General features: G+C 62.8%; 23 protein-coding genes. 10 read left to right on the forward strand and 13 right to left on the reverse strand.

Features of this window, described 5'->3' with window-relative positions; all coding sequences use genetic code 11:
- Positions 1-192: 192 nt before the first annotated feature.
- Genes CQ13_RS29740 through CQ13_RS29755 form a run of 4 tightly spaced genes read left to right on the forward strand, consistent with a single transcriptional unit; the run spans position 193 to position 4,063 of the window.
- Positions 193-846, forward strand: coding sequence for a tetratricopeptide repeat protein (locus tag CQ13_RS29740; RefSeq protein ID WP_057846382.1), 654 nt, complete (start codon positions 193-195; stop codon positions 844-846).
- Positions 847-874: 28 nt separating this feature from the next.
- The gene (locus tag CQ13_RS29745) at positions 875-1,387 is read left to right on the forward strand and encodes a hypothetical protein (RefSeq protein ID WP_057846383.1); all 513 of its coding nucleotides are present in this window, start codon (positions 875-877) and stop codon (positions 1,385-1,387) included.
- A 55-nt stretch (positions 1,388-1,442) separates the two neighbouring features.
- On the forward strand, positions 1,443-2,825 hold the full coding sequence (der, locus tag CQ13_RS29750; protein ID WP_057846384.1) for a ribosome biogenesis GTPase Der: 1,383 nt from the start codon (positions 1,443-1,445) through the stop codon (positions 2,823-2,825).
- Positions 2,822-4,063: a TCR/Tet family MFS transporter gene (locus tag CQ13_RS29755; RefSeq protein ID WP_057846385.1), complete on the forward strand. Its 1,242-nt coding sequence runs from the start codon at positions 2,822-2,824 to the stop codon at positions 4,061-4,063. The genes der and CQ13_RS29755 overlap by 4 nt, the downstream gene beginning before the upstream one ends.
- Positions 4,064-4,146: 83 nt before the next feature.
- Here the strand turns inward: CQ13_RS29755 and CQ13_RS29760 are convergent, their stop codons facing one another.
- From CQ13_RS29760 to CQ13_RS29800, 9 genes are all read right to left on the reverse strand, one after another.
- The gene (locus CQ13_RS29760; RefSeq protein ID WP_057846386.1) at positions 4,147-5,373 is read right to left on the reverse strand and encodes an ABC transporter substrate-binding protein; all 1,227 of its coding nucleotides are present in this window, start codon (positions 5,371-5,373) and stop codon (positions 4,147-4,149) included.
- A 390-nt stretch (positions 5,374-5,763) separates the two neighbouring features.
- On the reverse strand, positions 5,764-6,504 hold the full coding sequence (locus CQ13_RS29765; protein WP_057846387.1) for an SDR family NAD(P)-dependent oxidoreductase: 741 nt from the start codon (positions 6,502-6,504) through the stop codon (positions 5,764-5,766).
- A 246-nt stretch (positions 6,505-6,750) separates the two neighbouring features.
- Positions 6,751-8,256, reverse strand: coding sequence for an amidophosphoribosyltransferase (gene purF, locus CQ13_RS29770; RefSeq protein ID WP_057846530.1), 1,506 nt, complete (start codon positions 8,254-8,256; stop codon positions 6,751-6,753).
- A gap of 31 nt (positions 8,257-8,287) precedes the next feature.
- Positions 8,288-8,917, reverse strand: a complete 630-nt coding sequence (locus CQ13_RS29775) for a CvpA family protein (protein ID WP_057846388.1) — start codon at positions 8,915-8,917, stop codon at positions 8,288-8,290.
- Positions 8,918-9,082: 165 nt separating this feature from the next.
- A complete protein-coding gene (gene radA / locus CQ13_RS29780; protein ID WP_057846389.1) occupies positions 9,083-10,546 on the reverse strand; it encodes a DNA repair protein RadA in 1,464 nt (487 codons plus the stop codon).
- Between the two features lie 94 nt (positions 10,547-10,640).
- On the reverse strand, positions 10,641-12,038 hold the full coding sequence (locus CQ13_RS29785) for an adenylate/guanylate cyclase domain-containing protein (RefSeq protein WP_057846390.1): 1,398 nt from the start codon (positions 12,036-12,038) through the stop codon (positions 10,641-10,643).
- Positions 12,039-12,274: 236 nt separating this feature from the next.
- Entirely contained in the window at positions 12,275-13,159 is an 885-nt protein-coding gene (locus CQ13_RS29790) for a prohibitin family protein (RefSeq protein ID WP_057846391.1), read from the reverse strand.
- Positions 13,160-13,292: 133 nt separating this feature from the next.
- Complete coding sequence (locus CQ13_RS29795) at positions 13,293-14,015, reverse strand: sulfite exporter TauE/SafE family protein (RefSeq protein WP_057846392.1); 723 nt, start codon at positions 14,013-14,015, stop codon at positions 13,293-13,295.
- 145 nt (positions 14,016-14,160) lie between these two features.
- A complete protein-coding gene (locus tag CQ13_RS29800) occupies positions 14,161-14,889 on the reverse strand; it encodes an adenylate/guanylate cyclase domain-containing protein (RefSeq protein WP_057846531.1) in 729 nt (242 codons plus the stop codon).
- A 160-nt stretch (positions 14,890-15,049) separates the two neighbouring features.
- Between CQ13_RS29800 and CQ13_RS29805 the strand changes: the two genes are divergently transcribed.
- From CQ13_RS29805 to CQ13_RS43550, 3 genes are all read left to right on the forward strand, one after another.
- Positions 15,050-15,499, forward strand: a complete 450-nt coding sequence (locus CQ13_RS29805) for a cupin domain-containing protein (protein WP_057846393.1) — start codon at positions 15,050-15,052, stop codon at positions 15,497-15,499.
- A gap of 118 nt (positions 15,500-15,617) precedes the next feature.
- On the forward strand, positions 15,618-16,088 hold the full coding sequence (locus tag CQ13_RS47295; protein WP_057846394.1) for a hypothetical protein: 471 nt from the start codon (positions 15,618-15,620) through the stop codon (positions 16,086-16,088).
- 81 nt (positions 16,089-16,169) lie between these two features.
- Positions 16,170-16,952 carry a spermidine synthase gene (locus tag CQ13_RS43550; protein WP_057846395.1) on the forward strand — a complete coding sequence of 261 codons (783 nt, stop codon included), beginning with the start codon at positions 16,170-16,172 and terminating at the stop codon, positions 16,950-16,952.
- Positions 16,953-16,968: 16 nt separating this feature from the next.
- Here the strand turns inward: CQ13_RS43550 and CQ13_RS29820 are convergent, their stop codons facing one another.
- Positions 16,969-17,736, reverse strand: a complete 768-nt coding sequence (locus CQ13_RS29820) for an exodeoxyribonuclease III (RefSeq protein ID WP_057846396.1) — start codon at positions 17,734-17,736, stop codon at positions 16,969-16,971.
- A gap of 48 nt (positions 17,737-17,784) precedes the next feature.
- Here CQ13_RS29820 and CQ13_RS29825 point away from each other — a divergent pair, with 48 nt between their 5' ends.
- Positions 17,785-18,003: a cysteine rich repeat-containing protein gene (locus tag CQ13_RS29825; RefSeq protein ID WP_057846397.1), complete on the forward strand. Its 219-nt coding sequence runs from the start codon at positions 17,785-17,787 to the stop codon at positions 18,001-18,003.
- Between the two features lie 210 nt (positions 18,004-18,213).
- Here CQ13_RS29825 and alr read toward each other — a convergent pair whose 3' ends face one another.
- Together alr and CQ13_RS29835 are read right to left on the reverse strand one after the other, a co-directional pair.
- Positions 18,214-19,449, reverse strand: a complete 1,236-nt coding sequence (gene alr / locus CQ13_RS29830; protein WP_156433984.1) for an alanine racemase — start codon at positions 19,447-19,449, stop codon at positions 18,214-18,216.
- A gap of 48 nt (positions 19,450-19,497) precedes the next feature.
- Positions 19,498-20,997: a replicative DNA helicase gene (locus CQ13_RS29835; RefSeq protein WP_057846398.1), complete on the reverse strand. Its 1,500-nt coding sequence runs from the start codon at positions 20,995-20,997 to the stop codon at positions 19,498-19,500.
- 578 nt (positions 20,998-21,575) lie between these two features.
- Between CQ13_RS29835 and CQ13_RS29840 the strand changes: the two genes are divergently transcribed.
- Positions 21,576-21,776, forward strand: a complete 201-nt coding sequence (locus CQ13_RS29840) for a hypothetical protein (RefSeq protein WP_063800186.1) — start codon at positions 21,576-21,578, stop codon at positions 21,774-21,776.
- Positions 21,777-21,794: 18 nt separating this feature from the next.
- On the opposite strand, the gene CQ13_RS29845 is transcribed toward CQ13_RS29840, so the two are convergent.
- Positions 21,795-23,045 carry a cyclopropane fatty acid synthase gene (locus CQ13_RS29845; RefSeq protein WP_057846400.1) on the reverse strand — a complete coding sequence of 417 codons (1,251 nt, stop codon included), beginning with the start codon at positions 23,043-23,045 and terminating at the stop codon, positions 21,795-21,797.
- Positions 23,046-23,313: 268 nt separating this feature from the next.
- On the opposite strand from CQ13_RS29845, the gene CQ13_RS29850 reads away from it, so the two are divergent.
- Positions 23,314-24,414: a hypothetical protein gene (locus CQ13_RS29850; RefSeq protein WP_057846401.1), complete on the forward strand. Its 1,101-nt coding sequence runs from the start codon at positions 23,314-23,316 to the stop codon at positions 24,412-24,414.
- The last annotated feature ends 77 nt before the right edge of the window (positions 24,415-24,491 follow it).

Below are 24,491 nucleotides of genomic sequence, written 5' to 3' on the forward strand. Positions count from 1 at the left end.
ACGCCAAACTTTGAACCGCGATGTCAACATTGCCAGCCGATTTCGAAGGCGATTGCGGCCCACTGTTAACGCTTTGATCCGTCTCGCTTTGCCTTGCCACCGCCATATCGATAGGCTACGCCCCGGCCATGCGGGATCGGGCGTGCGATACTGCCGCCGAAGTTGCGGTTCCCCGGGATGGGATATCTTTAAGTGTCTGAATTATTTGATGAAGTAGACGAGGAGGTCCGTCGCGAGCAGCTCAAAAGGCTGTGGGACCGGTATTCGCTTCTGATCATCGCCGGCCTGATTTTGATCATCGCCGCCGTGGGTGGCTGGCGCGGCTATCAATATCTGGAGTCCAAGAAGGCGGCCGAGGCAGGGGCGGCGTTCGACAAGGCGGTCGAGCTTTCGGAAGCCAACAAGCACGCCGAGGCCGAAGCGGCGTTTGCCGATCTCGTTGCGAAGGCGCCGTTCGGCTACCGCGTGCTGGCACGGTTACGCCTGGCGGCGGAAGTCGCCAACCGCGATCCGCAGGCCGCGGCAAAGCTGTTCGACGAGATTGCCGCTGACCGCAGCGTCGGTGTCGCCGAGCAGGACCTTGCGCGGATTCGCGCGGCCCAGCTGCTGTTGGACAGCACCAGCTATCCCAACATGAAAGAGCGCCTCGAAGCCGCTGCTGCGCCGGGCGCCACCTTCCGCCATACCGCGCGCGAATTGCTGGCGCTATCGGCCTGGCGTGCCAATGATGCCGCGGCGACACGGCAATGGCTGGATATGATCGCCAATGACGGCGAAACGCCGCCGAGCATGCGCTCGCGTGCCGAAGCGCTTCAGGCCTTGCTGCCGCCGGTCGCCAAGAGCTGACGCCAGCAAAACGAGTTGGGAAACCGCTATGCGCCGCCCGCAACGTTTGATCGCAACCGCCGTCCTTATCGCCCTTTCAGGCGCGCTGGCAGGCTGTGGCAGCATGGGCAATTTCGATCCGTCCGATCTGCTCGACTTCCTCGACACCAAGAAGAAGCTGCCCGGTGAGCGCAAACCGGTGTTCCCCGAGGGGGTGCCGGGCCTTGAGCAGGGCGTGCCGAAGGATCTCTACAAGGGTGCCAATCAGCAAGTTGATGATCCTAACGCGGTAGCGGCTGCAGCCCCTCCGCCCGAAGAGCCCAAGTCGAAGCGTGGCGCGAAATCCAGTGGCAAGCAGGCTGCCGCACCCGCCGCTGCAGACCTCGACGCCGTGCCCGAGGAGGAAGGCAGCACCGCCGCTGCGCCGCCTGCGCCCAAGCCGGCCAGGATCGTGCGCAAGCGCACCACGGCTCCACCGCCCGACCAATCGGCCGCACCCGCGCAATCCTCGCAACAATCGGCTTTCCCGGCTCCGATGCCGAGCGGCAGTTTCTCGCGCTGATTTGTTGTTTTCGTTCGATTGACACGCCCTTCAGAAACGGGCGTTTGGATCATTTATGTCCTTTACGATCGCCATCATCGGCCGACCCAACGTCGGCAAGTCGACGCTGTTCAACCGGCTGGTCGGGCAGAAGCTTGCGCTGGTGGACGACGAGCCCGGTGTCACCCGCGATCGCCGTGAGGGAAGCGCGCGTCTCGGCGATCTCGAATTCACCGTGATCGACACCGCAGGCCTCGACGAGGGCGCCAAGGGCTCGCTCACGGCACGAATGCAGGAGCAGACCGAGGCCGCGATCGGTCTGGCCGATGCGCTGATGTTCGTGATCGACGCCCGTGCGGGCCTGACGCCGAACGATCGCGCCTTTGCCGATTTCGCACGCCGCGCCAACAAGCCGGTGGTGCTGGTCGCCAACAAGAGCGAGGGCAAGCACGGCGAAATCGGCGCGATGGAATCCTACGCGCTGGGGCTCGGCGATCCCGTGCAGATTTCGGCCGAGCATGGCGAGGGCATGAGCGATCTCTACGACGCGCTCGCCGCACTGATACCGGAGCCGGCTGAAGAGCGGGAGGAGTTCGACGACGACGATATCGTATCGGACGAGGATCTCGCTCAGCGTCCGATCCGCGTCGCCATCGTCGGCCGTCCCAATGCCGGCAAGTCTACGCTGATCAATCATCTGCTCGGCGAGGAGCGGCTGTTGACCAGCGCCGAGGCGGGCACCACGCGCGATTCCATTTCGGTGGAGATCACCTGGCAGGGGCGCGACTTTCGCGTGTTCGATACAGCGGGCTTAAGGCGGCGATCGCGGATCGAGGAGAAGCTGGAAAAATTGTCGGTGGCGGACGCGCTGCGCGCCGTGCGCTTTGCCGAAGTCGTCGTGATGATGATGGATGCGCAGAACCGGTTCGAGGAACAGGATTTGCGAATCGCCGATCTGATCGAGCGCGAGGGGCGGGCGATCGTGCTGGCGGTCAACAAATGGGATTTGATGGAGCGCAAGCCGCATCTGATTTCGGCGCTGCGCAGCGATGCCGATCACTGGTTGCCGCAGGTGAAAGGTGCCCCCATCGTCGCCGTGTCCGGCTTGCTGGGCGAGGGCATCGATCGCCTGATGACCGCAATCCAGGATGCCTACGCAGTCTGGAACAAGCGCGTGCCCACGGCCACGCTTAATCGCTGGTTCGAGCAGGCAGTCGATGCCAACCCGCCGCCCGCAGTGTCGGGCCGCCGGCTGAAGCTGAACTACATCACGCAGACCAAGGGACGCCCGCCGAGCTTCGTGCTGTTCTGCTCGCGTGCGGACGCCGTGCCGCAATCTTACTTGCGCTATCTCACCAACAGCCTGCGCGAGGCTTTTGACCTGCCGGGCACGCCGATCCGCATCACGCTGCGCGAAAAAGCCAATCCGTTCGCGCACAAGCGCAAGCGGCCGTCATGAGCGAACGGGCGTCCACCGCTGCTGCCGACGATAGGCCGCCGGTACGCAGCGGCGCGGCTGCCTTCATCTTCGTCACCATCCTGCTCGACATGCTCGCGCTCGGCCTGATCCTGCCGATCCTGCCCAAGATCGTGGAGAGTTTTGTCGACAACGACACCGCGACGGCGGCGCGGATCTTCGGCCTGTTCGGCACCGCCTGGGCGCTGATGCAGTTCCTGTTCTCGCCGATCCTTGGCGCGCTCTCGGACCGCTTCGGCCGCCGGCCGGTGGTGTTGCTATCGAATTTCGGGCTGGCGCTGGATTACGTGTTGATGGCGCTGGCGCCGTCGCTGACCTGGCTGTTTATCGGGCGGGTGATCTCAGGCATCACCTCGGCCAGCATCTCCACGGCCTTTGCCTATATTGCAGATGTTACGCCGCCGGAACGGCGCGCCGCGGTGTTCGGCAAGATCGGCGCGGCCTTTGGCGCCGGATTCATTCTCGGCCCCGCCGTCGGCGGCCTGCTCGGCGGTATGGATCCGCGTCTGCCGTTCTGGGTCGCGGCGGGCCTGAGCTTTGCGAACGCGCTCTACGGCTGGCTGATCCTCCCGGAGTCGCTGCCACAGGACCGGCGCGCGCCGTTCCACTGGAAGAGCGCCAGTCCGCTCGGCGCATTGCATCTGTTGCGCTCGAACCGGATTCTCGCTGGCCTGTCGTTGGCGAATTTCTTTGGCCAGGTCGCGCATGTGGTGCTGCCTTCCACCTTCGTGCTCTATGCCACCTATCGGTATGGCTGGGACACGACAACGGTGGGGCTCACGCTGGCTCTGGTGGGCGTGTGCGCCATGGTGGTGCAGGGCGCGGGCGTCGGGCCGATAGTTACGCGTCTTGGCGAGCGCCGGGCGCTATTGCTCGGGCTTGCCTGTGGTGCGCTCGGCTTCTTCATCTATGGTACGGCACCGACCGGACCGCTGTTCTGGATCGGCATTCCCGTGATGGCGCTGTGGGGCGTGGCGGGCGCCGCAATCCAGGCGCTGACCACGCAGCTCGTTGCGCCGGATCAGCAGGGCCAATTGCAGGGAGCGACCAACAGCGTCAACAGCATCGCGCAGATGGCAGGTCCGTTCCTGTTCACCCTGACCTTCGCCCATTTCATCAGCGATCAGGCGCCGGTGAAATTGCCAGGCGCGCCGTTCCTGCTGGCGGCGGCACTGTTGGGGCTCGCGCTGTTGATTGCGTGGCGCACGCTGAAAAAGTAGGGTGGGTTAGCCGAAGGCGTAACCCACCGCTCGCTTTGCCTGAAAAGAGGTGGGTTACGCTTCGCTAACCCACCCTACAATTCTTACTTCTTCACCAGCGGACACTCGCTGGCTTCGAGCGGCTTGGCGGCATCTTCCGCCGAGATCGTGGCGATCTGCTTGTAGTAGTCCCACGGTCCCTTCGACTCTTCCGGCTTTTTCACCTCGAACAGATAGGCCGGAATGAGACGGCGGCCGTCGGCACGCAGCGGGCCTTTGCCGAACAGCGGATCGTCGGTCGGCAATTCCTTCATCTTGGCGACGACCTTGGCGCCGTCATGCGGATTGCCGCCGAGCGCTTCCATCGCCTTCAGATAATGCAGCACCATGGCGTAGTTGCCGGCTTGGGTCATCGACGGCATCGCGTTCTTGTTGGCCTGTGCAGAGAAGCGTTTCGACCAGGCGCGCGTCTGCTCGTTCATGTCCCAGTAGAAGGATTCCGTGAACGTCAGACCCTGCGCGGTCTTCAGTCCCAGCGAATGCACGTCGTTGATGAACAGGAGCAGCGCGGCGAGCTTCTGGCCGGCCGCGACGATGCCGAATTCGGAAGCCTGCTTGATCGAGTTGGTGGTGTCGCCACCGGCGTTGGCAAGGCCGACGACCTTGGCCTTGGATGCCTGCGCCTGCAGCAGGAAGGATGAGAAGTCCGACGTGTTCAGCGGATGCCTCACGCCGCCGAGCACCTTGCCGCCGTTGGCGGTCACGACCGCCGACGTGTCGCGTTCGAGCGCGTGGCCGAAGGCATAGTCGGCGGTCAGGAAGAACCAGCTATCGCCGCCCGCCTTGGTCAGCGCCTTGCCGGTGCCGGTCGCGAGCATGTAGGTGTCATAGGTAAAGGAAATCGTATTCGGTGTGCAGGCTTTCCCTGTGAGGTCGGCCGTGGCCGCACCCGAGTTGAGCAGCACCGCGTTCTTTTCCTTAACGAGGTTGCTGATGGCGAGCGCGACGCCGGAGTTCGGCGTATCCGCGATTGCATCGACTTTGTCGTTGTCGATCCACTGCCTTGCGATGTTGACGCCGACGTCCGGCTTGTTTTGGTGGTCGCCGCTCACCACCTCGATCTTCCAGCCCTTCTTCGTGAGGCCGGAATCTTCTACAGCCATCTTGACCGCAACCACCGAGTTTGGTCCGCCAATGTCGGCATAGAGGCTCGACATGTCATTCAGCACGCCGATCTTGACGGTCTTGTCCTGGGCCAGTGCTGGCGTCGCGAGGGCGAGTGCGGCAAGCGCCACGGAAGCGGCGAAGTGCCGCGCAATTCCAGTCGTCATGGGTATTCCTCCAGAAATGTTGTTCGCCGGCTCTCTTTTCGGAACCTGCCAGCAGTCCTGCGATAGTCCTTCTCGGAGCCGCGGGCAATGCACCTATCGTCGCGCGCCCGACGTCGGGCCAGATCGCGATGTCCCACACCGCACCGTTGGCCCCAGGGTATTCTTTTCGCAAAACCATTCCTTAACGAAGGTTCCATCTTTTCTGAGCACGCGGTTGTTGATGCGATCGCAGACATAGAGCAACCCGTCATTGGCGAGCTTCACGCAATGCACGGGGATGGCGAATTCATGTCTCAACAAGCGGCGAAATGGATTGCTTTCCCCCTTCGCTAAAGCTTCGGCGGACAACTCGCTCCGCTTAAAATGAAAATGAGAGAGCTCGTAAGATGCTCATGCCGGCGGATGAAAACTCATCAGCGTACGTGTCTTGTAGTCATAGAGCTTGCCGGTCTCGGTCCATTCCGGCGCGCACATCGGCACGATCAATTCCGCGGCCTGTTCCGGCGTATCCAGCGTCATCGGATCTTCGCCGGGAAAGACGCTGGCGCGCATGCGGGTGCGGATCGGGCCGGGGCTGAACAGGTTGACGCGCAGCTTCGTGCTTACGGTCTCGTTGGCCCATGAGCGTACCAGCGTATCCAGCGCCGCCTTCGATGCAGCGTAGGGGCCCTGATACGCGTTCGCCTTGCTGGCGGCGCCCGAAGTGACGAACACGGCGCGGCCGGCGTCTGACACCTTGAGCAGCGGGTCCATGCAGCGGATGAGCTGGAAGTTCGCGGTGACGTTTACGGCGAACACGTCGTTCCACGGCTTCAGCTCGATATGTCCGAGTGGCGAGGAGGGACCGGCGACCCCGGCATTGCCGACGAGAATGTCGAGCTTGCCATGGCGTTCATGCAGCGCCGCGCCGAGCCGCGCGATGCCGTCGAAATCGGTGAGATTGAGTGGCACCAGCGTGGCGCTGCCGCCGTTCTTGCTGATCTCGTCATCGAGTTCCTCAAGGCCGCCTTGCGTGCGAGCGACGGCAATAATGTGCGCGCCGGCGCGGGCGAGCGCGCGCGCCGTGGCATAGCCGATGCCGCGGGAGGCGCCTGTCACGAGCGCGATGCGAGAGGCGAGGGGTTTGGTCATGTCGTGCCACTTTCGTCATGCCCGAGCTTGTCCCGGGCATCCACGTCTTCGCGGCGGGTTTTACAGACGTGGATGGCCGGGACAAGCCCGGATGCAATGAAAAGCATCGTCATTCCGGGATGGCCCGAAGGGCCAGACCCGGAATCTGGAGCTTAGGAAATGTGGTAGTGCCACATCGAGATTCTCAGGTGCGCAATTGCGCGCCATAGTTTGATGCTGCGCATCGCCACGGAATGACGCTTCGCGTCAGCTCGCTTCCGCTAGCAGCGACAATTGTCGGGGCTGCGGTTCGACCTGAGTCTGGTCGGTGAGGTGCGTCGGATAGGCACCCGTGAAGCAATGATCGGAGAATTTGGGATTGGCGGGATCGCGCCCAGGTTCGCCCATCGCGCGGTACAGGCCGTCGATCGACAGGAATGCCAGCGAGTCCGCCCCGATGATGTCGCGCATCTCTTCCAGCGTATGGGTGGCCGCGAGAAGTCCGCCGCGGTCCGGCAGGTCGATGCCGTAATAATCGGGATAGAGGATCGGGGGCGAGGCGAGCCGGAAATGCACCTCGCGCGCGCCGGCGTCGCGCATCATGCGCACGATCTTCTTCGACGTGGTACCGCGCACCAGCGAGTCGTCGATCAGGATGATCCGCTTGCCCTCGATCGCGGCGCGATTGGCCGAGTGCTTCATGCGCACGCCGAGCTCGCGCACGCTCTGCGTCGGCTGGATGAAGGTGCGGCCGACATAGTGGTTGCGGATGATGCCGAGTTCGAACGGCACGCCGGAATGCTGGCTGTAGCCGACCGCCGCCGGCACGCCGGAATCCGGCACCGGCACGACGACGTCGACCTCGACATGGCTTTCGCGGGCAAGCTGCGCGCCGAAGGCCTTTCGGACCTCATAGACCGAACGGCCGCCGACGATCGAATCCGGCCGTGAGAAGTAGATGTATTCGAAAATGCAGGGCCGCGGCGGTTTCGGCGGAAACGGCTTGTGGCTGTGGGCGCCCTCTTCGTCGAACACGACAATTTCGCCGGGCTCGACGTCGCGCACATATTTCGCGCCGATCATGTCAAGCGCGCAGGTCTCCGAAGTCAGGATCGGACAGCCGTCAAGATCACCAAGCACCAGCGGACGGATACCGAGCGGATCGCGAGCGCCGACCAGCTTCTTGTTGGTCAGCGATACCAGCGAATAGGCGCCTTCGATGGCGCGCAGCGCCTCGATAAAGCGATCGATGAAGCGGCTGCGTTTGGACTGTGCGACCAGGTGCAGGATCACTTCGGTGTCCGTGGTCGACTGCATCATGGCGCCGTTCCTCACCAGCTCGCGGCGCAGCGTCAGCCCGTTGGTGAGATTGCCATTATGGCCGACCGCAAAACCGCCGGCATTGAGCTCGGCGAACAGCGGCTGCACGTTGCGCAGGATGGTCGCGCCGGTCGTGGAATAGCGGACATGGCCGACCGCCACGATGCCGGGCAGGCGCTCGATCACCTCGCGGCGGGAGAAGGTATCGCCGACGAGGCCAAGGCGGCGTTCGGAATGGAAACGGCTACCGTCGAAGGAGACAATGCCGGCGGCTTCCTGGCCGCGATGCTGGAGGGCATGTAGTCCGAGCGCCGTGATGGCAGCGGCTTCGGGGTGGCCGAAGATGCCGAACACGCCGCACTCTTCGCGTAGCGCGTCGCCCTCGAGATCGTCCTGCAACTCGATGCCAGGATTTAGATCGAGTTGCCCGGCGGGATCGGAAGGGTTTTGCATCGCGTCCATCGCCTCTCTATTTTGGCCAGAATTAGCGGCCCGCGGGTTTTTCGATCAGCTTTTTAAGACTGTCGCGGGCAGGTTTGCTGTAGCCATCGCCGGATGCAGGGGCTGCCTGGTCGGCGTCAGTTTGATCGTCTTCCGGTTTATTCTTCTTGAATCTCTTTAAAATGGTGTTCTCAGGGTCATCAGGCAAGAGCGACATTAACCAATCGCCGGTTCCCTGCAGCACCACCCGGGATTTTGCACCGGTGATCCAGTCCGGCCGCTGCTTGTCCGGGACCAGCCAGCTAAAGAACAGAAAGGCCACCACCACGATCAGCAGCCCGCGGCCGAGCCCAAACAGGAAGCCGAGCGTGCGATCCAGCGCGCCGATCCGGGAATCCAGGATCATGTCCGAAATCCGCACCGTGATCACGGAGACCACAATCAGGGTGCCGATGAAGGTGCCGGCCACGACCGCGACGGCTGCGACCGTGTCGTTGTTGAAATAGGCTTTGGCGGTCGGCAGCAGCTTCGAGAAGGCGTAGAGCGTCACCAGCGCCGCCGCGCCCCAGGCCGCAATCGACAGAATCTCGCGCATGAAGCCGCGCACCATAGCGAGCAGCCCCGAAATCAGCATCACTCCGAGCAGGACGAGATCGAGTATCGTTATCGGCATCGGCTGGTCAGGTCCGCTCGTAAGTCCTTTAGGCAGCGAATCGGCGGCTCAGGGTCACCCCAAGTGAGGGGCAGACGGCGTATCCCGCAAGGCCGGAAATCGTGCCATCCCGTCCGCCTTTCGCGCGCGTTGTATAGCGGCGAGGGGCGGTCGCGTCACGCCGCTTTAGCTGTTTTCACGACGGAATCGCGCTGGTGTGGCATTTTTCTCTGCCGCGCCCTCGCGACCGGTGTCGCGGTTGCCTCTCGGACTGCCGCGCGCCGCGATTTCGGCCACCAGACTGGTTAGTCCGCCGATGCTGTTCAGCGCAAGCCCTCCATCGCCGCCGACCTCGCCGCGCGCCGATTCGGGTAGAACGGCGCGGCCAAAGCCCAGTTTCGCGGCCTCCTTCAATCGGGCGGAGGTCTGCGCCACCGGCCGGACCGCGCCCGAGAGCGAAATCTCGCCGAAATAGACCGCGTCCGTCGGTAACGGCGCATTTACCAACGACGACACCAGGGCGGCGGCCGCCGCGAGATCGGCCGCAGGCTCCTGGATTCTCAGGCCGCCAGCCACGTTTAGATAGACGTCGTAGCCGGACAGTTTGACCCCGCAATGGGCCTCGAGCACCGCCAGCACCATCGACAGCCGGCTCGGATCCCAACCCACCACGGCCCGCCGGGGGGTACCGAGCGTGGTCGGCGCCACCAACGCCTGCAATTCCACCAGTACCGGGCGGGTGCCTTCGATCCCGGCGAAAACCGCGGTTCCCGGGCTGCCCAGATCGCGTTCAGAGAGGAACAATTCCGAGGGGTTGGAGACCTCGCGAAGGCCGAGCCCCGTCATCTCGAACACGCCGATTTCATCGGTCGGGCCAAAACGATTCTTCATCGCGCGCAAAATGCGGAAATGCTGCGAGCCTTCGCCTTCGAACGACAGCACCGCGTCGACCATGTGCTCGACCACGCGGGGGCCGGCGATCTGGCCGTCCTTGGTGACGTGCCCGACCAGAATGATCGCCGCGCCGGTTTTCTTGGCGAAACGGATGAGCGCCTGCGCCGAGGCGCGGACCTGCGTCACCGTTCCCGGCGCCGACTCCACCGTGTCGGTCCACATGGTCTGGATCGAATCGATCACAATTAACCGCGGCACCGCACCTTCCGACAGCGTCGAGACGATGTCTTCCACCGAGGTTTCGGCGGCGAGCTGCACCGGCGCGTCCGCCAATCCGAGCCGTTCGGCACGCAGCCGCACCTGCGCCACGGCCTCTTCGCCCGAAATATAGACCGCGCGGTGGCCTGCGCGCGCCAGCATGCTGGTAGCCTGCGTGAGCAGCGTCGATTTTCCGATGCCGGGATCGCCGCCGACCAACAGCACCGAGCCGCGGACAAAACCGCCGCCGGTCACGCGGTCGAGCTCAGTCATGCCGGACGGCAGGCGGGGGGCGTCGTTGCTTTTTCCTGTCAGCGATTCCAGCGCAAACGTCCGGCCCTTGCGCCGCGAGCGGACCGAGACCGGCATCGAGGTCGCGCCGGTCGTGTCTTCCTCGGCAAGCGTGTTCCACTCGCCGCAGGAATCGCACTTGCCCTGCCAGCGGTTATACGCCGCCCCGCAGTTCTGGCAGACGAAGGAGAGGGTGGATTTGGCCATGAGGGGGAATTGCAGTCTCGGTGGAACGGGCAGGGACTTCCTAGCACGAAAAGAAGCCATGGGGGCGCGATGCATTCATCGAATGCTCAGGGCATCAGGAAGCGACGTTGGCACATGTCCAGATGGCAACCGGTTGCTCGAGACCACGAATGATCTGTGCCGGCTGCTCGACAAGCAATGCGAAGTCGGCGCTCGACTGCTTCGATTCGGCTCGCGCCTGCCGCACCAGCAAGTCGCTGACGACGATGGCGCATCCGAATTCGCGGGTGAGTGCCTCGAGGCGGCTCGCCGCATTGACGGTGGTGCCGATCACGGCGAATTCGAGCTGGTTGAGGCCGATATCTCCCAGCACGACTTGGCCATAGTGCAATCCGACGCTGACCTGGATCGGCGGCTCGTTGCGGGCCTTCCGTTCGCTATTCAACTCGGCAATCGAGCCGATCATACCCCTCGCGCAACGCAAGGCGTTCAACGCGTCGGAATCGCCGGCGAATGGCGTACCGAACGTCGCCATCAGGCCATCGCCGAGGTATTTGTCGAGCGTTCCGCCGTGCTGGAATACTTCGCGTTCCATTCGTTCATGGAATTGCCGCAGCGTGTCGATGACCTCTTTCGGGTCTCGTCCGTCGGCGTAGGCGGTGAAACCCACGATATCGGCGAACAACACCGCGACGTCTTGCGTGCGAACGCGCGTGAGCGGCTCGTCATTGCCTGACAATTCATTGACGACATTGGGCGAAAAATAACGCGCCAAATTGGCGCGCTCGCGTTCGATGCCGGCGTGGCTGATCAGAAGCGCATTCGAACGGCGGACCGCCAGCGCCAGGATCCCGGCCACGATGATGAACACCGTCACTTGCTGGAAACGAGCGCCGAAACCGATCGACGAAGGATCGATGATCTCGAACAAGCGAATATCGGCGCCGACAGCTTCCCTGACGCGCTCCGACAGCGCGGCATGGGTTTCGGGCTGCAGATACGCCCAACCGACGGCAATGGCCCACAGGGCAGCAGTCCATCCGCCCATCGCGACGACCGTTCGCCACGAATAGGCGAGAGTGGCGGTAGAAAGGAAGATGAAGAAATAGATGAAACTGTCGAACCGGAATTGCATTCCGATTGGCCAGTGAACGTCACTCCACGGATTGGGGACGACGCTGAGGAAGGTCAGCAGCCCGAGATCGCAAATGATCAGGAAAACCTCGAGCGGCGAACGGCCGACCTTGCCGACTTTGAGTTGGGCCCAGCCGATCAGGGCAAAGAAGCCGAGCATCAGGACGTAATAGATCACGTCCCAGTTCGGATTGATGACCGGCAGGGTAACGGCAGTGACGGCCAGCGCGACCCAGCGTGCCCGGACGGCGAGCAGCAGACCTTCACGCTTGCTGTCGACAAGGGCGGCTTCCGCGAATTTCAGGGTATCTTGTCGGGCTTCGGTTCGTCCGGTTCGCTGATCTCCCAGATAGGGGACATCAGCCGCTTCTGCCACCATGCTCAAGACGCATTCTCCCGAATCGAGAACCAGGCCGTGCAACCTGCACGGTATGGTCGGTCAAGGTGACACGTCTGAGAACCTGCGGTCACCGATCGATGGCGTCATAGCGGATAATAGTTGCGCCAGTCAGGCCATCGAGCAAATTTGAACATCAGCCTGCGGCGCGGTCCGGATCGGAACGGCGAAGTGCGATACCGCTTCCGCGCGGTATCGCCCTCCACACTATTCGGCGGTCACTTCACCGACACGAACGGCACAGACGAGCCCGGCACCATCGTGGTCGGCAGGACGCCGTTCCAGCGTTCGGCCTGCACCAGCGTCACCAGATTCGGATTGGTGCCGAGCGCCTTGGCGCGGGCTTCGATGGCGGTGGCTTCGGCCTCGCCGGTGATCCTGATATTGGTGGCGCGGGCTTCGCCGTTCAGCCGCAGCGCGTCGGCCGCGGCTTGCGCCTCGGCGCGGACGGCGTTGGCCTTGGCGGTCGCCTGCGTGACGGTGATCTGCGCCTGCACCTTCTCGCGCTCGGCGTTCTGTTGCAGCTTCTGCACCTCGACCTCGGCCAGCATGCGCTGCTCGATCGAATGCAGATAGTTTGCGCTGAACTCGATGTTTTCGAGTTGGACGCTTTCGATCGTGATCATCGGATCGTCCTTCAGCGAAGCGGTGATGGCGTCCTTGATCGCGGAGTTCAGCGGCCCGCGCTCCTGGATCGCTTTCACGGCCGTGTAGCGGCCGAACACGATTTTGACCTGCTGATTGACGGCCGGGCTGACCACTTGTTTGACCGCTGTGTCCAGCCCGCCAAACTTGGCATAGAGATCGGCCACCTTGTCCGGCGAGGCTCGCAAGGTGACGCTGATCTTGAGGTCGGCCGGCTGCTGGTCGTATGAATACGAATTCATCTTGTCCCAGGTATAGGTGAAGGTCTTCACGCTGACCTTTTCGACGCTGTCGATCAGCGGGACCTTGAAGCCAAGGCCCGGCTGCGCGGTGCCGATGACCGCACCGTAGCGCAGCTTCACGCCGCGCTCGGTTTGATCGACGGTGTACCAGCTTCCTGCGGCGATGATGGCGACGACAATGACGGCGACGATGGCGCCGATGATTCCCCTGGGCATTTCAGTCTCTCCAGACGTGTGTGATGCAATTCCATGCCCGGCACTGATCTATGGTCACCTGCCGAATGGATGTGACACGCGTCACTTGGTCGGCCGCTGATGGGGAATGGTTCAGGCGGTGCGCGCCGACTCCTCATGAAAATGCCGTCCACAGCAGGGTGAGACCAGCGGCCAGCATGATGCCATCCATCAACAGCCGAAAGACGTCGGGCGTAAGCCGCAGCACAAAGCTTTTGGCGATGAAGGCGCCGAACATGAGGGAGGAGCCCGCAATCAGGCCTTTCAACGCGATATCAGGCGTCAGCGCGCCGAAGCGTTCGAACGTGACCGACTTGCTCAGGTAAAGCCCGAGCGAGCTTGCGGCTTCGGTGGCGAGGAAAGCGCCTTTGGTCAACCCGTAGAACAGAAACAGCGGCACGCTGAGCGGCCCGGTCGAAACCACGATGCCGGTCAGAAAGCCGATAACGGCGCCGCCCACTGCAAGGTGCCAAAGTTGCGCCTTGAACTGGTGGCGGGCGAGCCAGTGCCGCGCCGGCACCATCGCGATGAGAAACAGGCCGATCGCGATATCCACCGCGTGCGAGGGCAGGGCGAGCAACGTCCGCGCGCCAAGCGCAGCAGCCGGAATCCCAGTTGCCGAATAAGCGAGGCAGGCGCGCCAGTCAACCTCGCGCCACCAGGCGAGAATGCGCGACAAGTTCGCCATCACGGCGGCGACCGCCATGATCGGCACCGCTTCCTTCGGGCCATATTGATAGACCAGTACCGGCATCAGCATGATCGACGAGCCCGTGCCGACAATGCCTGAGATGGTGCCGGCGAGCAGGCCGACAATGAGGACAAAAAGGAAGCCCACGCTGCAATCTTTCGCGATTCCCTGACGCCGACATCATGGTGTCAGCAGGCTCGGGTTACGAGGCCTAAATATCACTCGGAACGGAGCCGAGCGTACCGATCAAGCGAAGCGGCAATTACGGTGATTGCAGCGCCACCAGCTCACCTTAGGCGACGTAAAGCTCTATCGGGACGTCAAATCCCTTGAGCTGGAATGCCCTTGATTGGCTGTCTTTCATATCCGGCTGGAAGCGCTCGAAGACGGCCTTTGTCACGAGTATCTGGTCGGCTTCGGCGACCGACTGGGCCCGGGAGGCGGTGTTGACGACGGTACCGATCGCCGTCAGGTCGCGATGCGAGTGACCGAACTCGCCAAAGCTGAGTTCGCCGGAATGGATGCCGATGCCGATCCCCAGTTTGTCCGCGGTGAGGCCATGCGCTTCAACAAGAGTTTCACGCCGCTCGCGCCAGTTCGTCTGAATTTGCCGCGCCGACAGCACGGCGTTTTTGGCATGCTCCTCCCGCTGCAGGGGAAAGTTGAAGACGGCCATGACGGCGTCGCCGATCGTCTTGTTGAGGAGCCCGTCATGCTCCCAGATCGCGTTGGCGCATTCATCGTAGAATGCATCGAGCAGACCTGACACAACATCCGGCGATTGCGACTGCGACAGGCTGGTGTAGCCGCGCAGATCGGCAAACATGATGGTTGCGTCGATGGTGATCTTGCGGGCCCGCATCACCTTCGTGAACATCAGCTCGCAGATGGTGCAGGTATTGGGATTCATCCGGCTCGGACGAATGCCGAACGCGCGAAATGGCGCCGAGATCACGCCGCGAAGCGGCACCGGAACATGCATCTGCTCCCAGCACCCCTTGCAGATTCTTGCCTGTTGCAGAGCCGCCATTGTCCATCCGTACATTGCGCGTTTGGCTGGCGGGTCGATCCTACAGTTGGCCGCAGGTGCGGGCAAGGACACCGCAGCGCACATCTGCCGGCTGGCGGCGAGAGGTAAAGCTGCTAGGATCGCGTCAAAACAAGCAGAACGGAGGATTGCCATGGACGCTGCGACGCCGGCGAATGCGCAGACTGCAGGCACGCATTCCCATCTGGTTCGACCCGACAGCATGGAATGGCAGAAGACCCGCTTTCCCGGCTGCGAGGCCAAGACGCTGCTGTTCGATCGCAAAACCGGTTTGATGACCGCGCTGATGCGGTTCGCGCCCGGCGCGGTGCTCCCCGACCACGAACACGTCAACATCGAGCAGACCTACGTGCTTGAGGGGTCGCTCGTCGACAAGGAAGGTCCGGCGCAGGGCATCGAATGCAAGGCCGGTGAGTTCATCTGGCGCGAAGAGGGCAGCCGCCACGTCGCGTGGTGTCCGCAAGGCGGGCTGATGCTCGCAATCTTCCAGGTGCCGAACAAGTTCTTCGAGGCTGACGGCCGCGTCATCGATGCTGCGGGCGAAGACTGGGACGCGGCGTGGGGTCACACGCGAAAGGGCTGAGCGGGTCCCTCCTGCCCGGATCAAGGTGACGTGTAGTCCGCCATTTCCGGCCATCTTTTAAGCCTTGTTTAGGGGCGGCTCGATACTGTGCAGGCAATTGCCGGTGCCGGAGATATCGATGTCGCTCTTCCAAGCTTCGGACCGGGTATCGTTCGCCCTCGATCGGCAGGCTGCCAGCGTCCGGCTCATACCGTTGCTCTACGGCCTGACGCTGTTCGTTTCGGCGCTGCTTCTCTTCTCGATCCAGCCGATGTTTGCAAAGATGGTGCTGCCGAAGCTCGGCGGCGCTCCGGCCGTGTGGTCGGTTGCGATGGTGTTCTTTCAAACCGTGCTGCTGGCGGGATATGCCTACGCCCATTTCCTGAACCGCCTGCTGCGGCCCGGCCGTGCGGCGATGGTCCATCTGCTGCTGGTCGGGATAACGGCGATGACCCTGCCGATCGCCATCGCGCCAGGATGGATAGCTCCGCCATCGTACAGCTTCCCGGGACCCTGGAATTGCCATTTCAACTCCTGCTCGCGCTATTGGTGGCGGCGATGCTGTTTCAACGGCAGCAGCCGATGCGCCTTTTCGGGCTTGTCGTCCTGAGTTTTGCCGTTACCGCTTTTTGGCGGCCGGGAATTGCGCCGATCGAGACGGCGCGCAGTTTCTTCGGCGTTCACAGGGTGGTTGAAATCGCCGACGGCAAGGCGCGCGCTCAATCACGGCACCACGATCCATGGCGCTCAACGCTTGCGCAATGAGGACGGCACAGCGGTCGACCGGGTGCCGACGCCATTGACTTACTATTATCCGGAAGGCGCGTTGGCAGAAGCGATCCGAGCCGCGCGCGCCGCCCATGGCGATTTCGAGCACGTCGCCATCGTCGGGCTCGGCACGGGATCGTTGGCCTGCCACCGCAAGGCCGGAGAGCGCTGGGCGTTTTTCGAGATCGACCCGGGAGTGATCCGCATAGCACGGGATCCAAATCTCTTCACGTTCCTGTCGAAATGCGCGCCGGACGCACCCGTCGTTGCCGGAGACGCGCGCCTGACGCTGGAAGCATCACCCGATCGCTATGACTTGATCGTTCTGGACGCCTTTTCGTCTGACATCATTCCGGTGCATCTGCTGACGCGCGAGGCGCTCGCGGGTTATCTCTCGAAGCTGTCCGACCGCGGCGTGATCATTGCGCATATTTCCAACCGCCACCTCGATCTCGCGCCAGTGGTGGCCAATGTCGCCCGGTCGCAGGGGCTGGTTACCTTTCTTCGCGAGGATGACCGCGCCGGCGATTTCATGACGACTTTCGCGGCCAATGCCCGGGTCGTCGTGACGGCGCGCGATGCCGGCGATACTGGACGTGTCGCGGATAGCTGGACGCCGTTATCCCCTGACCAGACAAGCGCGCGATGGACCGACGACTATTCCAACATTCTCGGCATCATGTTGCGCAGGAAGTTTGGCGGGTAGAAGACCTGCGGCCGCGCTAGCGCAGCACGATCCACGCCGGCGCATGATCGCTGGCGCCTTCTTCCCCGCGGATCTTTCGATCGACGCCGGCCTTGAGCAGACGCGGCGCTATCGACGGGCTCAGCAGCAGATGATCGAGCCGCAATCCGGCATCGCGTGGCCAGCGGTTGCGCTTGTAGTCCCAGAACGTGAACATCGGTTTAGATGGATGAATCGTCCGGATCGCATCGGTCCAGCCTTGATCCACCAGCGCCTTGAACGCGGCGCGGCTCTTCGGCTGGATCAGCGCGTCCTTGTCCCAGGACTTTGTCGGGTAGATATCGAACTCAGTCGGCGCGACGTTGTAGTCGCCGGCCAACACCACGGGGATGTCCTGCTTGAGCAGCTTGCCGGCGTGGGATCGCAGTCGCTTGAACCAGTCGAGCTTGTAGTCGAATTTCGGTCCCGGCTGCGGATTGCCGTTCGGGAGATAGATGCTGGTGACGAGGATGCCGTTAATGGCGGCTTCGATATAGCGGGCCTCGACATCCCCTTCGCCGGGGAGCCCGGTCCGGGTCAATACCGGCTCGGCGTTCCGCGCCAGGATGGCGACGCCATTCCAAGTTTTTTGTCCGTGCCACACCGCGCCGTAGCCGGCTTTCTCGATTGCCAGAATCGGGAACTCGGCGTCGGTCGATTTCAATTCCTGTAAGGCAACGACGTCGGGCTTCGCCGCGCGCAGCCAGCGCAGCAGGTTGGGCAGCCGGCGGTTGACATTATTAATGTTGAAGGTCGCGATCTTCATGTAGAGCTGGCTGGCATCACTGTGCTTCGCCCGACACTTGGAGAATCCATGTCGAAACTACGCTTCGCCTTTCTCGTGCTTGCCATCGGATACTCCGGATCCGCAGCCGCTCAAGCCACCGACCAGCGCGGCGCCTGCAAGGCCGACTATGACAAATATTGCGCCGGCACGCTGCCCGGCGGCGGCCGTGTCGTCGCATGTCTGAACAAGCAGCAACACCAACTCAGCGACGCCTGCAAGCAAGTGCTGGCTAGCCGGAAGAAATAGTAGGACCGGACAACGCTCAAGCGTCGGATTTCGCCGTTATTGATGGTCGCGTCCTCGGCAACTTGCGGCCTCCAAGCCTGACTTCGACAAATAGTTCGGCGGCCCGGTGCTGTCCGCCGAACGTGTGAACTATCGGATAAGCGACGCCTGAAAAGGGACCGCGGACGGCGTCGACAGGAAACGCCGCGAAGGAACATTCGGAACGAAGGCTTAAGTGGGTGTGGCGACCGGCTCCGCTGGAGGCGGAGCAGGGGGCGCTGGAGTGGCATTGCCGCCCTTGTAAACCCGCGCGTAGCGCTTGCCGAGGCTAGTCAGCACTTCGTAGCCGATGGTGCCGAAATGATGGGCAAGTTCGTCGGCCGTGATGCCTTCGCCCACCAGCGTCACCCAATGGCCGCGCCGCACCGCATTCTTGTCGAGATCGGTGACATCGACCGCCGTCAGGTCCATCGAAATCCGTCCCGCGATCGGGCAGCGCTTGCCGGCGACTATCACCTCGGCGCCTCGGGTGCCGTCATTGGCGCTGGCCGCGCGGAAATAGCCATCGGCATAGCCGGCGGAAACGACCGCTATTCTGGTTGGACGCCGCGCCGTCCAGGTGCCGCCATAGCCGACGGTATCGCCGCGCTCGACGTTGCGGATCTGCACGATGCGCGCCTTCAGCTCGACGACCGGCTGCATCGGGTTGTCGGCTTCGGGCGTCGGGTTGATGCCATAGAGGGCGCAGCCCGGTCGCACCAGATCGAACTGGAAGTGGGCGCCCAGGAAGATGCCGGACGAATTTGCCAGCGAGGCCGGGACGCCGGAGAACAGGCTCGCGATCTCGCGGAAGGCCGCGAGCTGCCTGGCGTTGGCGGGATTGTTGAGCATTTCCGCGGAGGCAAGATGGCTCATCACGAGCGTGATGCCGTGATCTCCGGCATTGATGCGTGGGATGATGCCCTGCGCCTCGGTGACGGTGAGGCCGAGCCGGTTCATGCCAGTGTCGATGTGAATGGCGGCGCCGCCGGACCAACCGGAACGACGACAGAACACGTCCCATTCGGCGAGCTCGTTGAGATCGCCGATGACGGGCTTGCAGTCAAACTTGGCGTAGGCGTTGCCGGTGTTCTGGAAGAAGCCGCCGAGCACGTAGATCGCGGCCGCAGGCGCCGCGGCGCGAACCACGCGGGCCTCGTCTAGGGTAGCGACGAAGAACGTCTTGCAGCCGGCGCCCGCGAGGGCGCGCGCGACCTGCTCGGCGCCGCAGCCATAGGCGTCCGCCTTGACCACGGCTGCGCATTCGGCCGGCACCGCCGTCTTCTCGAGCTTGCGCCAGTTGGCGACAATGGCGTCGAGATCGACCGTCAGCACGCCGGTTGCGGTCGCGAGCGCGGCAGCCTGGTTCGCCTCGGGCGAGAGCAGGGTGCCTTGCGGCATGGACTTGGGATCAGGGGCCACGTTCATGCCACAGTTCTACGCGGCGGAACGCTGCGGTTCAACCGTGGCCGCGCCTTAATAGCCGCCGGTCGGCAGGTTGCCGTCCTGCGCCAGATCGCTGAACCGGGTGAACTGGCCCTCGAACTGGACTTCCACCGTTCCGGTGGGGCCGTGGCGCTGTTTGCCGATGATGATTTCGGCCTTACCGTGCACCAGCGACATATCGAGCTGCCATTTTTCGTATTCGGGGGTGCCGATCCGCGGCTCCTTGTTGGCGAGGTAATACTCCTCGCGGTACACGAAGATCACGACGTCGGCGTCTTGCTCGATCGAACCGGATTCACGCAAGTCGGCCAGTTGCGGGCGCTTGTCGTCGCGGTTTTCCACCTGACGCGAGAGCTGCGACAAGGCGATGATCGGAACGTTGAGTTCCTTGGCGAGCGCCTTGAGACCCGTGGTGATTTCAGTCACTTCCTGCACGCGATTGTCCGAGCGCTTGCCCGAGCCCTGCAGCAACTGGATGTAATCGATCACGATCAGGTCGAGGCCCCTCTGTCGCTTCAGCCGGCGCGCACGGGCCGTGAGTTGCGAGATCGACAGACCGCCGGTCTCGTCGACATAGAGCGGCAGCGACTGCAGCTCGATCGAATAATCGCGGATCTTCTCGAAGTCGGCCTCGGTAATGCCGCCGCGTCGGATCATGCTGGAGGCGATGCTGGTCTGTTCGGCCAGAATACGGGTGGCGAGCTGTTCGCCGGACATTTCGCAGGAGAAGAAGCCCACGATACCGCCATTGACGGTCTTCATCGTGCCATCGGCCTGAACCTCGGCGCGGTGCGCCTTGGCGATGTTGTAGGCGATGTTGGTGGCAAGCGACGTCTTGCCCATGCCGGGGCGGCCGGCGACGATGATCAAGTCGGACGCCTGCAGCCCGCCCATCTTGCTGTCGAGGTCGCGCAAGCCAGTCGCGATGCCTGACAGATTTCCGTCACGCTGGAAGGCTTTGGCCGCCATGTCGACGGCGGTCGTCAGCGCCTGCGAGAAGCGCTGGAAACCGCCGTCATAACGGCCGGATTCGGCGAGCTCATAGAGCTGGCGCTCGGCATCCTCGATCTGCGCGCGCGGGGCAAAATCCACCGGCGCATCGAAGGCAACGTTGACCATGTCCTCGCCGATCCGGATCAGGTCGCGGCGCAGCGACATGTCGTAGACCGTGCGGCCATAGTCCTGCGCGTTGATGATCGTGGTGGCCTCGGCCGCAAGACGCGCGAGGTACTGACCAACCGTCATCCCGCCGATATCGGTATCGGCCGGCAGGAAGGTCTTCAACGTCACGGGCGTCGCAACCTTGCCCATCCGGATCAGGCTGCCGGCAGTCTCGAAAATGGTCTGGTGGATCGGCTCGAAGAAGTGTTTCGGTTCCAGAAAATCGGAAACCCGGTAGAACGCGTCATTGTTGACCAGAATGGCGCCCAGCAAACTCTGTTCCGCCTCGATATTGTGCGGCGCGCTCCGGTAGGCCGGAGTTCCCGCGTCCGGGGCGAGCTTGAGGACGTTCGAATCAGTTAGAGCCATAGTTTGTAAATGTTCTTTAGGTTTTTGGTTTTTGTCAGATCGCTTGCGGAAGTGGGGCCGCGATAAAGCGCCACGTGCAGGCGATCCGAAAGTCCGAGTAGGCCTTATGCCCGATTCACACAATGCCATGTGTGAATCCCGAGTTGGCCCCTTGACGGATTTGGACCAAAAAGCAGCCCGCCGTCCGACGGTACCGTAGTGGCTTTTGTGAAAAAGCCAGACAAGAACTTAGGGGAATCTGAACCTTGCCGCGACTTGGGCCGACATATCCGAAGGCAGGAGGCGTTTTGCGCCCTGATCTTAAGCGTTGATCAAATCAGGATCAGATAGACGAACGCGAACAGGGCGGCAGCTACGCCGATTGCGATCAAGGCGTAGTCGATCCTGATGTCGGAATCGAACGGGGCTGGGTAGGTCTGCCGGCTCATGGGCGGAGATGTACGACGGACCGCCGAGCGGCTCTGTGAAGTAGATCACATCGGATGTGATTTTCTTCGCTCAGGATGGATTGGTTACCAAATCGGGAACGGGCCGGCGATTTTCGAGTTGCCAGTTGCACCGACCAAAAGGGACAGGCGATGGGTCAGCAACTCCAGGGATGGCGATCGGCAAGCGCCCAGCGTTTGTGGCTGTCTATGCTGATCGACGCCATGGAAGAGATTTCGCGCCCGGAGCGGCGTGACGAACCCTGTGATGCTCAGGTGCTTGCCGCGTTGCGAGCCCAGCTCGCCCGCCCGGCCTGCACGCCTTACGCCTCGGCCTACAGCCTGAGAAACTGACTCCACCGCCTTTGCGGCCTATTCGCCGGCCAACTGCAGTCGCGGCTGCTTTCCGATTTCCATCCCGCGCAGCCTTGCTTCTTCCCGGGCGATGTAGTCGCGCGTCATCGGCACAATTCCTTGCCGCCTAGTGAGCTGGATCTGGAAATTCATCAGGTTCTGTTTCCGGAACGACATTTCCGACGCCGCCAGATAAAATTCCCACATCCGGGCGAAACGCTCGTCATAGAGACGCACCGCCTCTTCGCGCCGCGCCATGAAGCGCTCCCGCCAGGCCTTCAGGGTTTCCGCATAGTGCAGCCGCAGGATTTCGATGTCGCAGACCAGAAGGCCGGCTTTCTCGATCGCGGGGATGACCTCTGACAGGGCGGGGATATAGCCGCCCGGGAAGATGTATTTCGTGATCCATGGGCTCGTCACATCGGGTCCCGTGGAGCGGCCGATCGAGTGCAGCACCATGATGCCGTCGTCGCTGAGAAGTTCGGCGCAGCGCCGGAAGTAGGTTTCATAGAAGTCGATGCCGACATGCTCGAACATCCCGACGGACACGATCCGGTCGAACGGGCCGGCAACATCGCGGTAGTCGTTCAGCAGGAATCTTGCCGACCCCGTCAGGTTCTTCTCGGTAGCGCGGGCATTCGAGGCCTGCAATTGTTCCGACGACAGCGTGATTCCGGTGACGTGGGCGCCCGTCATTTCGGCCAGGTAGAGGCCAAGGCCACCCCAGCCCGAGCCGATGTCGAGCACGCGGTCGCCAGCCCTAACGAGAAGCTTGGCAGCAAGGTGACGCTTTTTGGCGAGTTGGGCGTCGTCGAGCGTCATATCCGGCGCTTCGAAATACGCGCAGCTATATTGCCGGTCGGCGTCGAGGAAGAGGGAATAGAGCCGACCGTCCAGATCATAGTGGTGGGCGACATTGTTTTTCGCCCGGCCCCGCCAATTGAACTGTCTCGCGTGCCTGCTGAAGTAGCGCAGCCACCATTGCAGCTTGGCCCAGCGTGGCAGCATTTCGGGCTGGCCAAGCAGGATTTCCAGCGTGTCGGCGATCGAGCCGTCCTCGACCACGAACGAGCCGTCCATATAGGCTTCGCCAAGCGCCAGTTCGGGATTGAGGAGAATCCGGAGTTGCGTCCGCTTACTCAGGAACCGCGCTGACACCGGACGGCCGGTTCCATCCCCGCAGGTAAATCTCGCGCCACTCGCGGATGTGAAATTCATCGTGCCGCGGCGAATGAATTGACCCAGGAAATAACGCAACAAACGATCCATCGAAGCACCAATGGAACGACCAGCCCGTTACACCAATGCACCATGGAACGGACGGTTCCATGTACACCAGGAACATCATAAGTATGATGATGCCGCAGCACTACTGCGCTGGTGTCAGAGCGGATATTCTCAAATGCCACAGTCACGCACAGTCACGCACATCCGCAATAAGCGCGCTTCCATTCGCGTCATAATCGGCTAAAAGGTGACCCGCCGTTGGCCCGCGTTGTGCGACGCAGGCAGCGATTCCACGTCGGAGAAGCAAGGAATGTTGAGCCGAGCGCTCAGTTTAGCGACGGTGACGCTCCTGTTCGGCTGCCTCACAGCAGACGTGGTATGGGCCGTAGAAAATCTTGACGCCGGCAAGAGCCCTTCCCAGATATTTTCGGGCACCTGCAGCGCCTGCCACAGGAGCCCGCGTGGCCTGTTGAAGAACACGTCGGCTTCATCGTTGCCGGGCTTTCTGCGCCAGCACTATACCACCGGCTCCAACATGGCCTCGGTGCTTTCTTCCTACTTGATATCCAACGGGGCCGCAGATCCCCGGTATCAAGCTAAGGATCAGTCCAAGCAGAAGGACGCCAAGCAGGATGGAAGGTCGGATCCGCCCGACCGCCTTGGTCGCCGGCAGCCGTCCGCCGCACCGGCCCAGGAGGCCGCCCGGCCGGGTGCCGACGGAGCGCCGCCGCAGGGCGAAGGCGCGCGCCCGGGCCGCGACGCGAAGCGGCTTGCACGGCCGCAAACGGCGCCCGAGGCTGCTAAGCCCGCAGATGATGGGCAGACCGCCACCGACAGCAAATCGGGCGTCAGGCAGAAGCAGGGCAGGCGTGGCAAGCCCGCTGCCGAAGAACCGCCGAAACCCGACCAAGCCGCCCGCGGCGACGCCGCAAAGGAAGATGCGTCTCGGGATGCCGCCAAATCCGAAACTGCGAAGCCCGGAACAGCCGAGCAGCCTGATTCTGCCAAGCCTGATTCTGCCAAGCCTGATTCTGCCAAGACCGATTCTGGCGGGCCCTATCCTGCCAAGCCTGATACCGACAGGACCGACTCCGCCAAGGGTGAGGCCGACAAGCCAGCCACCACGGAGGCCGCGAAGCCGGTCGGCGAGCCGGAAAAGCCGGCCAGCGAGGGCGGATCCGAGACCTCCAAGGTCAGTCCTCCCAAGGAGAGCGCCGACAGCGAGCCGACCGCGCCCCGGCCCGACCCGGTGACGCCTGCGCCGCCGGCTCCCGCCGCGACTACCCCTGAGCCGGCCGCGAGCCCCCAGGCGGCAGGACCTGCGACGTCACCGCCAGTGACAGCTACTGCGGCGCCCGTAACGCCGCCGGCCGGGCACGTAGGTCCCCCCACGCCTCCCATCTCGCGATAGGATACAGATTTCCAAATGCCCTGCCGGTGACCCGCTTGACCATTTCTAGAGTGTCACTCTAGAGTAGCGGTCTAACG

This window comes from Bradyrhizobium retamae (assembly GCF_001440415.1).
GTDB lineage: Bacteria > Pseudomonadota > Alphaproteobacteria > Rhizobiales > Xanthobacteraceae > Bradyrhizobium > Bradyrhizobium retamae.

What these genes read in the sequence shown, in the direction of transcription:
- CQ13_RS29745 (WP_057846383.1), top strand. Translation starts at nt 875, where the DNA reads ATGCGCCGCCCGCAACGTTTGATCGCAACCGCCGTCCTTATCGCCCTT.
- der (WP_057846384.1), top strand. Translation starts at nt 1,443, where the DNA reads ATGTCCTTTACGATCGCCATCATCGGCCGACCCAACGTCGGCAAGTCG.
- CQ13_RS29755 (WP_057846385.1), top strand. Translation starts at nt 2,822, where the DNA reads ATGAGCGAACGGGCGTCCACCGCTGCTGCCGACGATAGGCCGCCGGTA.
- CQ13_RS29760 (WP_057846386.1), bottom strand. Translation starts at nt 5,373, where the DNA reads ATGACGACTGGAATTGCGCGGCACTTCGCCGCTTCCGTGGCGCTTGCC.
- CQ13_RS29765 (WP_057846387.1), bottom strand. Translation starts at nt 6,504, where the DNA reads ATGACCAAACCCCTCGCCTCTCGCATCGCGCTCGTGACAGGCGCCTCC.
- purF (WP_057846530.1), bottom strand. Translation starts at nt 8,256, where the DNA reads ATGCAAAACCCTTCCGATCCCGCCGGGCAACTCGATCTAAATCCTGGC.
- CQ13_RS29775 (WP_057846388.1), bottom strand. Translation starts at nt 8,917, where the DNA reads ATGCCGATAACGATACTCGATCTCGTCCTGCTCGGAGTGATGCTGATT.
- radA (WP_057846389.1), bottom strand. Translation starts at nt 10,546, where the DNA reads ATGGCCAAATCCACCCTCTCCTTCGTCTGCCAGAACTGCGGGGCGGCG.
- CQ13_RS29785 (WP_057846390.1), bottom strand. Translation starts at nt 12,038, where the DNA reads ATGGTGGCAGAAGCGGCTGATGTCCCCTATCTGGGAGATCAGCGAACC.
- CQ13_RS29790 (WP_057846391.1), bottom strand. Translation starts at nt 13,159, where the DNA reads ATGCCCAGGGGAATCATCGGCGCCATCGTCGCCGTCATTGTCGTCGCC.
- CQ13_RS29805 (WP_057846393.1), top strand. Translation starts at nt 15,050, where the DNA reads ATGGACGCTGCGACGCCGGCGAATGCGCAGACTGCAGGCACGCATTCC.
- CQ13_RS47295 (WP_057846394.1), top strand. Translation starts at nt 15,618, where the DNA reads ATGTCGCTCTTCCAAGCTTCGGACCGGGTATCGTTCGCCCTCGATCGG.
- CQ13_RS29820 (WP_057846396.1), bottom strand. Translation starts at nt 17,736, where the DNA reads ATGAAGATCGCGACCTTCAACATTAATAATGTCAACCGCCGGCTGCCC.
- CQ13_RS29825 (WP_057846397.1), top strand. Translation starts at nt 17,785, where the DNA reads ATGTCGAAACTACGCTTCGCCTTTCTCGTGCTTGCCATCGGATACTCC.
- alr (WP_156433984.1), bottom strand. Translation starts at nt 19,449, where the DNA reads ATGAACGTGGCCCCTGATCCCAAGTCCATGCCGCAAGGCACCCTGCTC.
- CQ13_RS29835 (WP_057846398.1), bottom strand. Translation starts at nt 20,997, where the DNA reads ATGGCTCTAACTGATTCGAACGTCCTCAAGCTCGCCCCGGACGCGGGA.
- CQ13_RS29840 (WP_063800186.1), top strand. Translation starts at nt 21,576, where the DNA reads ATGGGTCAGCAACTCCAGGGATGGCGATCGGCAAGCGCCCAGCGTTTG.
- CQ13_RS29845 (WP_057846400.1), bottom strand. Translation starts at nt 23,045, where the DNA reads ATGGATCGTTTGTTGCGTTATTTCCTGGGTCAATTCATTCGCCGCGGC.
- CQ13_RS29850 (WP_057846401.1), top strand. Translation starts at nt 23,314, where the DNA reads ATGTTGAGCCGAGCGCTCAGTTTAGCGACGGTGACGCTCCTGTTCGGC.